The organism is Litorisediminicola beolgyonensis, from assembly GCF_042679605.1.
In the GTDB taxonomy this organism is placed as follows: Bacteria; Pseudomonadota; Alphaproteobacteria; order Rhodobacterales; family Rhodobacteraceae; genus Litorisediminicola; species Litorisediminicola beolgyonensis.
Genome location: NZ_JBHTMU010000015.1, coordinates 87,962 through 96,821 on the forward strand (window position 1 = coordinate 87,962; position 8,860 = coordinate 96,821).

The window sequence follows — 8,860 nt, forward strand, 5'->3', positions numbered from 1 at the left end:
CGGGGGATCAGGCGGCGTCGGCGATGATGCGGTTGAAGACGCGCTCGGCATCCTCGAAATCGCGCCCGATCGCCTGGGTGAGGGGATGGCGCGCGGCGAAATGGGCCCCGGCGCGGCAGAGATGGGCGGCGAACTCGGGATGCACGCCCGCGTCGTCGTATTTCCGCACCCGCGACTTCGAGAGCCACCCGCGCGCGGCGGCTTCCTTCACGATCAGCTTGAAGCGCTGGACGCAGTGCAGCGTGGTGTAGATCGCGAGATAGTCGAACCAGTCGTCGCGGTCGTGCCCGCAGGTCGGATCGAAACTGTCCTGCAGGATCTCGTCCATGTCCGCGGGCGACAGCGGCCAGGCCTCGTCGCCCAGGAGCCAGGCGAAATCCTCGGCGCCGTGGCGCACCCCGGCATATTCGAAATCGAACCAGCGCAGCCGGTCGTCGGGGCCGAGCGCGGCATTGCCCGAGCGGCAATCCCATTTGACGAACTGGCGCGGCGCGACCGCAAGCGCCTCGGTCAGCGCGGCAAGATCGACGCCCTGGTGGCGGGCTTCAGAATAGGGCGCGAGCGCGGCGCAGGCGGTGCCGAGATTGTCGATCCATTCGGCGGTGACGCCCAGATGCGGCATCTCGGTCTCGAGCCCGATCTGGCGGGCGGCGGCATGAATGCGATGGATGCCGATCACCGCCTCTTCGGCCAATGCCCGGCGGCGGGTGCGCGAGACGCGGGCGATTTCCTGGTTGAGGCGGCGGTCGCCGAGATCGGACTGGAAGATGGTCTCGCCCACGATGCCGAGGCACTCCGGCACCACGTCGCAGATCGGCGCCAGCCGGTGCAGCACATAGGCTTCGAGATGGGCGCGCCGGAAGTTCGGACGATGGGTGGCGATGACGGAGCGATCCGGGAAATGCAGCCGGCAGCTCGACCGGCCCTCGCCGCCCGGCGTGTCGACGCGGATCACCGGTGCGCCGAAATGGGCCTCGGCCGTGGCGGTGATGGCGGCAAGGCGGTCGGAGCGTTTGGACATGGCGCAGGTTCCCTTTCGCGTGCCCGCAACCGGGGCTCGGGCGATGCTCGCAGGGAAATCGGGCATTTCTTCGGTGCGAAGCTGCCCTTCATGCGAAAAAAGGCCCGGCTGGAGGCCGGGCCTGTGTGCAATCGTTACGGGCAGAGATCAGAGGATGTTGAGGTCGGGGTCGATCTCGATCTCGTCCAGTTCCTCGGGGTCGAGCTCTTCGGAGGCGTCCTTGGTGAAGAGATCGCAGAACGGATCGTCCTCGGCCTCGTCGTCGAGATGCGGGACATAGTCCGGCAGGCAGGAGGTGCCGAAGTCGAACTTCGCCGACCAGCTGCAGCCCGACCCGGTCGTCGCGCCGGAGCCCTTGGTGCCACCAGAAGCGGACCCCTTGGTGCCGCAGGAGCCGGAGCCCTTGGTGCCGCCGCTGCCGGAACCCTTGGTGCCGCCGGAGCCGGAGCCCTTGGTGCCACCCGAGCCGGAGCCCTTGGTGCCGCCGGAGCCAGAGCCCCTGGTGCCGCCGGTGCCGGAGCCCCTGGTGCCGCCGGTGCCGGACCCCTTGGTGCCGCCGGTGCCGGGCACGCAGTCGTCGCCATCCTCGATGAACTGGTCCAGCGCGACCTTCGGCGGCTGGCCGGCGCCGTTCGAGCCGATCACCTGGAGATCGTCGACGGTGTAGAACCGGCTGCCGGTATCCTCGGGTTCGATGATCCGGTCGACGCCGTTGAAATGCCCGACGCCCACCGGTTTCATGTCCGCTGACCAGAACTCGACGCTGCCGGAGAAGGTGCCGTCTGCTGCCGTGGTGACGTTCAGGACCTTGACCGCACCGGCATTACTGAGGTCGAGCACGGTTTCGCTCGAGGCGGATGCGTTACCGCCGGACGTATCGCCGTGGCAGGCGGTGTCCTGCGAGATCTCGGCCATCTTGGGCGCAAGAAACTTGGCATACCAGTTTTCGAACGAGCGGCCTTCGACGCCGCCATTGTGATAGGACTTGGTGCTGCTTGCCGAGCTGTGATCGCTGCCGCCCGTGCCACCGGAGCCGTGGCCGCGGGTCCCGCGGGAGTCCTTGCCGCGATGCTTTCCAAAACCTCTGAACCAATGAAATCCCATGGCACTATCCCTCAAAACGAAACGCCACCTGCGACGTTCTTGTCGGCCCGGAGGATGCTCGGATGCATCTCCGGGCCGCGACGGTGCCCCCGCCACTTCCCTACCTCAATTCGCCATGTTTCCGCCTGAATTCGGCATTTGCGCCCGAATTGACCGGCGATTGTCGCCGCGGTCTGGCGAGTGGGGCGTCTCCGAAAAGATTGTCGCTGGTCCGGCGCCGAGGTCCGCGCAGGGCTCTGCCACATTCCTGCCGAATCACCGGCCTTCGATGCGATTCGCCACGAGGTGAAAAAGCCCCGCCGAGACCGGCGGGGCTCTCAGGGAACCGGGGATGTGGCGCGGCTCAGCGCACCATGCCGACGATTTCGTAGGTGCGCTCCAGAATCGGACTGGCGATGGCGCGGGCGCGTTCGGCGCCGCGGCGCAGGATCGCGTCTATCTCGTCCGGCTCCTGCATCAGCCGCGCCATCTCGGTAGAGATCGGGGTCAGCTTCTCGACCGCCATCTCGGTCAGGATCGGCTTGAACTCGGAGAACTGCTTGCCGCCCATTTCGGCGAGCACCGCGTCGACGCTCTGATCGGAGAGCGCGGCGTAGATGTTGACGAGGTTGCGCGCCTCGGGCCGCTCGGCAAGACCGGCGGCCTCGGAAGGCAGGGGCTCGGGGTCGGTCTTGGCCTTGCGGAATTTCTGCGCGATGGCGTCGGCGTCGTCGGTCATGTTGATCCGGCTCGCATCGGAAGGGTCGCTCTTCGACATCTTCTTCGAGCCGTCCCGGAGCGACATGACGCGCGTCGCCGCCCCTTCGATCACCGGCTCGGTGATCGGGAAGAAATCGACGCCGTAATCGTGGTTGAACTTCGTCGCGATGTCGCGCGTCAGCTCGATATGCTGCTTCTGGTCCTCGCCGACCGGCACATGGGTCGCGTGGTAGACGAGGATGTCGGCGGCCATCAGCGCGGGGTATCCGAAGAGCCCGAGCGAGGCGTTCTCGGCGTTCTTCCCGGCCTTGTCCTTGAACTGCGTCATCCGCTTCATCCAGCCCATCCGGGCCACGCAGTTGAAGATCCACGCGAGTTGCGCGTGCTCGGCGACTTGGCTCTGGTTGAAGAGGACCGAGCGCTCGGGGTCGATACCGGAGGCGATGAACCCGGCGCAGAGCTCGCGCGTCGCGTGACGCAGCCTCTCGGGGTCCTGCCAGACCGTGATCGCGTGCAGATCGACCATGCAGTAGATCGTCTCGACGCCGTTTTCCTGGGTCTCGACGAAGCGCTTCAGCGCGCCGAGGTAATTGCCGAGCGTCAGCCCGCCCGAGGGTTGAATCCCGGAAAAGACGCGGGGCGCGAAGGCGGGAGAGGTTTGGACCCCCTCGGACATGGCTGTTCTCCGTCTGGCAAATGGGCTCGGGCTGGCTTACCCATGGCCCCGGACAGCGTCAAGCGAGGGGCCATGGCCTTCGATCCCGATCACAATGCCAGCCCCGTGAACCCGTTGCCGTCGGTGGTGGTGGCGCTGTTTCTCGCCATCGTGCTTGTCGAGGCGGCGTTCTCGCTCGGGGCGCGCGGCCTGATCGGCGGGCCGGGGGCGGTGGGTTGGCGGCTGATGGCGCTGGAGCGCTTCGCTTTTTCCGGCCCGGTGCTCGACTGGATGATCCAGACGCGGCAGGCGCCGCCCGAGCATCTTCTGCGTTTCGTGACCTATTCCTTCGTTCACGGCGCCTTCACCTCGACGCTCTTCGCCTGCGTGATGCTTCTGGCGATCGGCAAAATGGTGGCCGAGACCCTGGGTCAGGGGCGGATGCTGGCGATCTTCTTCGTCTCGGCGTTCGTAGGCGCGCTGGCCTACGGGCTCCTGCTCGATGACGGACGCCCGCTTTTCGGTGCCTTCCCGGCGATCTACGGGCTGATCGGGGCATTCACCTACCTGCTCTGGCTGAAGCTCGGGCAGATGGGCGAGGCGCAGATCCGGGCGTTTTCGCTGATCGGCGTGCTCCTGGGCCTGCAGCTCATCTTCGGGCTCTTGTTCGGGGGCGGGCTCTACTGGGTGGCCGAGATCGGCGGGTTCGTCGCGGGCTTCGCGCTCACCACGGTGCTCGTGCCCGGCGGCTGGGCGCGGCTGCGCCAGCGGCTGCGGCGCTGAGCAGGGCGCGCGCGTCTCAGAACATGTTGGCGGGCAGGATCGGCAGGTAGCGCGAAAATGCGCGGGCGCGCTCGAGCGGATAGGCGATCACGAAGCTCTCGCGCTCCTCGGGCGGGGCATCCTTATTGGCCGCCGCCGCATCGCGCCAGGTCTCGGCCCGGGTCACGTCGCGATCCGCGCCGAACGGGCCGAGCCAGGTCGTCGCCAGCCGCTCGCGGAGCGCCCGCACGGTGTCGGCGTCGCGGAACAGGACCGAGGCCTCGGTGTCCCAGCGCAGCGAGCGACCGTTGAGATTGGCCGACCCGATCACGCCCACGCGGTCGTCGATCAGCATCACCTTGGCATGGACGTAGATCGGCCCCGCGCCGTGGAGATCGCCGTCGAAATCGGGGTCGGCCCGCTCTTTCTGGCCGGGCGAGATCACCGCGACCCGTGAGCCGTAGGCGTCCTGCAACGCGTCGATGGCCTGGACCTGCAGCGCATGGGCATGCCTGGCGTCCCAGCCGTCGTCCTTGCCGAAGAGGATGCGCTCGGGCTCGGGCGGCAGGATCAGGATGAGCTGGAGGTCCTCCGCGCGCTCCGCCGCCTCGGTCAGGGCAGTCACGATGGGGCGGTGCCGGAGGAACTGGCTCTCGATATAGATGTGATCCTCGGCCTCGCCGATCAGGCGGATCATGACGTCTTCGTTCTCGGTGTAGCGCGGCTTCGGTCCAAAGGCCGCCGGACCAGTCGAGGGGGCGGACATGGTGCGGAGAAGCCGCAGGTCCGAGGTGCCCTGGCTTCGCGGTCCGGCATCGAGCTTCTGCGCCTGACCGGCCAGCGCGCTCGCGCCACTTTCGACGGCGGCGTTCCAGGTATCGACCAGATGCGGCCGGAGCGTCTCGGCGAACGGGCCGTCGACGCGGGCGCTGACATCGTGCCAGGTCTCCTCGGCGTCGCCGGTGTGATCGGGGTCGTCCCAGCGCCGCTCGTTCAGGTCCAGCCCGCCTATGAGGCAGCGGGCATTGTCGATCACCGCGCATTTCTGGTGGATCGAGACCGGCCTCAGAACGGGGCGCGTCTCGAGCGTGCGGCGCTGCGGCGGTGTCAGGCGCTGCGGATCGTCCGAGCGGAGCTTGTTGAGCTTCTCGCGCACCTTCATCCAGAGCGGCACCATCCAGAGCCAGCCGAGCCGCTGCCCGTGCGGCGCGCAGATCACGTGGACATCGCCTTCGACCCGGTCGGCCACCTGCGACGCGCTCCGCCAGGACAGGCGGTGCAGGGACGAGGCGAAGAGCGGGTCGAAATCGGTGATCAGCAGTCGGATCGTGACGCCGCGGCGCGCGACCCAGGACAGGAGGTCCAGCCAGGTATCGAGCCCGCGCTCGCGCAGTTCGGGATCGCGCAGCTTGGTCTCGGGGTCGAAGATCCGGAAGCTCAGAAACACTTCCTTCTCGGCGCTGGCCACCAGCCGCTCAAGCTCGGGGAAGACCTCCGCGGCGGTGATGAGGGGCGTCAGGGTCATGTCTCAGGTCCGTTTCCGTCTGAAGGCCGCGCGGAACTCCGCAAGACGGAACGCACCAAGCGCCTGTCCGATCCATGCAAAGGACACGATACCGATGGTGACGAGCGCCAGGAGCGCCAGATAGCGCCATCCGGGGGCGGCCAGCGCGCCTCCGATGACGATGGTGGTGACCCAGAGCACCACCCCCATCGCGAGCGAGGCCAGCACGATCCGCCAGGCGCGGGACCGGAAGCGGTCGTCGAAGCGCGCGACCTCGCCCATGCCGCGGCTGCCCCGCGACAGGAGCCAGACCATCGCCCAGGCGGCGGCGGTCGTGGCGATGGCCGGCGCCACCCATCCCAGGACCGGCGCGAGCCCGATCGCCAGCGCGGCGTTGATCACCATCGACACGGCGGCGTAGCGGAACGGCGTGCGCGTGTCCTCGCGCGCGAAGAAGAGCGGCTGGTAGACCTTCTGAAGGACGAAGGCCGGAAGCCCGAGCCCGTAGATCGCCGTGGCCGTGGCGATGGCGGCCACGTCATCGGGGCCCGTCGCGCCACGCTGGAAGAGCACCGAGACGACCGGCATCGGGATCACGATCAGCGCCACCGCCGCCGGAAGCGTCAGTGTCAGCGACACCTCGCCCGCGCGGCTGAGCGCGTGCTGCCCGCCCGCGTCGTCCCCGGCCTTCAGCCGTCGCGACAGGTCGGGCAGGAGGACGATGCCGACCGCGATCCCCACCACGCCGAGCGGCAGCTGGTAGAGACGGTCGGCGGCATAGAGCCAGCTCACGGCCTTTTCGAAGTTCGACGCGACCTGCTGGCCGACCAGGAGGTTGATCTGCATGACCCCGCCGGCAAGCGCGGCGGGCACGGCCACGGCGACGAGATGCTTCATCTCGGGGCTCCAGACCGGGCGCTTGGGCCGGATGCGGATCCCGGCGCGGTCCGCGGCGATCCAGACCAGCGCAAGCTGCGCGATCCCGGCCACGGGGATCGCCCAGACGAGCGCGGTGATGGCCGCGCCGCCCATCGCGTCCGCGGCGAGCATGGCGGTGATCACGAAAACGTTCAGGAAGACCGGCGCGGCGGCGGCGGCGGCGAAATGCCCGGCGGCGTTCAGCGCGCCCGATAGGAGCGCGGCCAGCGAGATAAAGAGGATGTAGGGAAAGACGATCCGCCCGTATCCGACGGTCAGGTCGAAGCGTTCGTCGCCCGCGAACCCGCCCGCCGTGGCATAGACCAGCGCCGGCATGAAGATCAGCGCAACCGCGGTCAGGATCAGAAGCACGAAGCCAAGCCCCGAGAGCGCGTCGCGGGCGAAGCCCAGCGGGTCGTCCTCGGCCTCGAGCCGCTTCGAGAACATCGGCACGAAGGCGGCGTTGAACGCGCCCTCGGCGAAGAACCGGCGGAAGAGGTTCGGCAGGCGGAAGGCGGCGACGAAGGCGTCGAGCACCGGACCCGGACCGATCAGGCCCAGAAGCGCGATTTCGCGGACGAGACCAAGGACGCGGCTGGCCAGCGTCCAGAAGCCGACGGTCAGGACGCCCGCGAGGAGCCGGATGGGTTTCATGAGGGCCTGCCTTTGCACTGCGTCGAGCGCAGAGGTATCCGATGCGCGAATGCTGCAAAAGAGGGTATCAGGGCCCAGCCCCTTGACTCGAAGGCCGTGCGAGCGCATGTCCCCCTCAGTCGCTGCGCTGCCGCGTGAGCAGGCCGCGCCCCTTGACCACAGACGGGGCGCTCCAGCGCAAACCTTCCTCCGGTTCCCATTCACGCAGGGTTCTGACATCGCAGGCGTTCGGACCGGGCCAGGCCCGTTCGACCGACGTCCTGCGATCCACCCTGACGCATCGCGGCCCGGCCGCGGTGTTGGCTCTATCTCCGTCGCGCCCGGGCGTTCGTGTCGGCGCGGCTCGAAAGGACTCTTTCTTGACGACCTTCTCCGATCTCGGTCTTTCGCAGACCGTCCTCACCTCGCTGTCCGATGCCGGTCTCGACACCCCGACCCCGATCCAGGCCGGAGCGATCCCGCTCGCGCTCGAGGGCCGTGACGTCCTTGGCCTCGCGCAGACGGGCACCGGAAAGACGCTGGCCTTCGGCCTGCCGCTCATCGACCACCTGACCCAGAACCCGGTGAAGGCGCAGCCGAAAGCGGCGCGTGCGCTGGTGCTGGCACCCACCCGGGAGCTGGCGCAGCAGATCGCCGAGAACCTCCGCGCGCTCTCGGGCGAGCGGCGCGTGCGGGTGATGGTGGTGGTTGGCGGCCAGTCGATCAACCGCCAGACCCATGCGCTGTCGCGCGGGACCGACATCCTCGTCGCGACGCCGGGACGGCTGATCGACCTGATGGAGCGCCGCGCCGTTGACCTTTCGACCGTGAAGCGGCTGGTGCTCGATGAGGCGGACCAGATGCTCGACATGGGTTTCATCCATGCGCTGCGCCGCATCGCGCCCGCGCTCGGCACGCCGCGCCAGACCATGCTCTTCTCGGCCACGATGCCCAAGCAGATGGAAGAGCTGTCGCGCGCCTATCTCGACAATCCCGCGAAGGTGCAGGTCTCGGCGCCCGGCAAGGCGGCCGACAACATCACCCAGTCGATCCACTTCCTCGACAAGGCCGCGAAACCCGCCAAGCTGCGCGAGATCCTCGAAGCCGATCCCGGCGCCTCCACGCTGGTCTTCGCCCGCACCAAGCATGGCGCGGAACGGCTGATGAAGGGCCTCGTGGCCGACGGCTTCGCCGCCGCCTCGATCCACGGCAACAAGAGCCAGGGCCAGCGCGACCGTGCCATCCGCGCCTTCCGCGAGGGTGAGCTGAGCGTGCTTGTCGCGACCGACGTGGCCGCCCGCGGCATCGACATTCCGGGCGTGGCTTATGTGATCAACTTCGATCTGCCCGATACGCCGGACAACTATGTCCACCGGATCGGCCGCACCGCGCGGGCCGGACGCTCGGGCGAAGCGATCGCGTTCTGCGCGCCCGACGAGGCCGATCTCCTGCGACAGGTGCAGAAGGTCATGAAGGCCGAGATCCCGGTCGCCTCCGGCACGCCGCCCACAGGCGCGAGCGCGGCGGAGCCCAAGCGCGGCAAGCGCCGCGGCGGCCCGCGTCG

General features: G+C 68.4%; 7 protein-coding genes. 2 read left to right on the forward strand and 5 right to left on the reverse strand.

Going from position 1 to position 8,860, the window contains the following annotated elements; translation table 11 throughout:
* Positions 1-7: 7 nt before the first annotated feature.
* The 3 genes from ACFQ4E_RS10355 to trpS all read right to left on the reverse strand — a co-directional run bounded on the left by ACFQ4E_RS10355 (position 8) and on the right by trpS (position 3,500).
* Positions 8-1,021 (reverse strand): hypothetical protein, encoded by a 1,014-nt coding sequence (locus tag ACFQ4E_RS10355; protein WP_386803236.1) that lies wholly within the window; start codon positions 1,019-1,021, stop codon positions 8-10.
* A gap of 147 nt (positions 1,022-1,168) precedes the next feature.
* Complete coding sequence (locus ACFQ4E_RS10360; protein WP_386803238.1) at positions 1,169-2,125, reverse strand: hypothetical protein; 957 nt, start codon at positions 2,123-2,125, stop codon at positions 1,169-1,171.
* Between the two features lie 343 nt (positions 2,126-2,468).
* Complete coding sequence (gene trpS, locus ACFQ4E_RS10365) at positions 2,469-3,500, reverse strand: tryptophan--tRNA ligase (RefSeq protein WP_386803240.1); 1,032 nt, start codon at positions 3,498-3,500, stop codon at positions 2,469-2,471.
* A 72-nt stretch (positions 3,501-3,572) separates the two neighbouring features.
* On the opposite strand from trpS, the gene ACFQ4E_RS10370 reads away from it, so the two are divergent.
* On the forward strand, positions 3,573-4,262 hold the full coding sequence (locus ACFQ4E_RS10370; RefSeq protein ID WP_386803242.1) for a rhomboid family intramembrane serine protease: 690 nt from the start codon (positions 3,573-3,575) through the stop codon (positions 4,260-4,262).
* A gap of 16 nt (positions 4,263-4,278) precedes the next feature.
* On the opposite strand, the gene ACFQ4E_RS10375 is transcribed toward ACFQ4E_RS10370, so the two are convergent.
* Positions 4,279-5,766 (reverse strand): phospholipase D family protein, encoded by a 1,488-nt coding sequence (locus ACFQ4E_RS10375; RefSeq protein WP_386803245.1) that lies wholly within the window; start codon positions 5,764-5,766, stop codon positions 4,279-4,281.
* A gap of 3 nt (positions 5,767-5,769) precedes the next feature.
* Positions 5,770-7,317: a murein biosynthesis integral membrane protein MurJ gene (murJ, locus tag ACFQ4E_RS10380; protein WP_386803246.1), complete on the reverse strand. Its 1,548-nt coding sequence runs from the start codon at positions 7,315-7,317 to the stop codon at positions 5,770-5,772.
* Positions 7,318-7,676: 359 nt separating this feature from the next.
* On the opposite strand from murJ, the gene ACFQ4E_RS10385 reads away from it, so the two are divergent.
* Positions 7,677-8,860 (forward strand): DEAD/DEAH box helicase (locus ACFQ4E_RS10385; protein ID WP_386803248.1); only part of this gene is annotated, 1,184 nt, incomplete at its 3' end.

Coding starts and splice junctions, on each gene's coding strand:
- ACFQ4E_RS10355 (WP_386803236.1), bottom strand. CDS start 1,021: ATGTCCAAACGCTCCGACCGCCTTGCCGCCATCACCGCCACGGCCGAG.
- ACFQ4E_RS10360 (WP_386803238.1), bottom strand. CDS start 2,125: ATGGGATTTCATTGGTTCAGAGGTTTTGGAAAGCATCGCGGCAAGGAC.
- trpS (WP_386803240.1), bottom strand. CDS start 3,500: ATGTCCGAGGGGGTCCAAACCTCTCCCGCCTTCGCGCCCCGCGTCTTT.
- ACFQ4E_RS10370 (WP_386803242.1), top strand. CDS start 3,573: ATGGCCTTCGATCCCGATCACAATGCCAGCCCCGTGAACCCGTTGCCG.
- ACFQ4E_RS10375 (WP_386803245.1), bottom strand. CDS start 5,766: ATGACCCTGACGCCCCTCATCACCGCCGCGGAGGTCTTCCCCGAGCTT.
- murJ (WP_386803246.1), bottom strand. CDS start 7,317: ATGAAACCCATCCGGCTCCTCGCGGGCGTCCTGACCGTCGGCTTCTGG.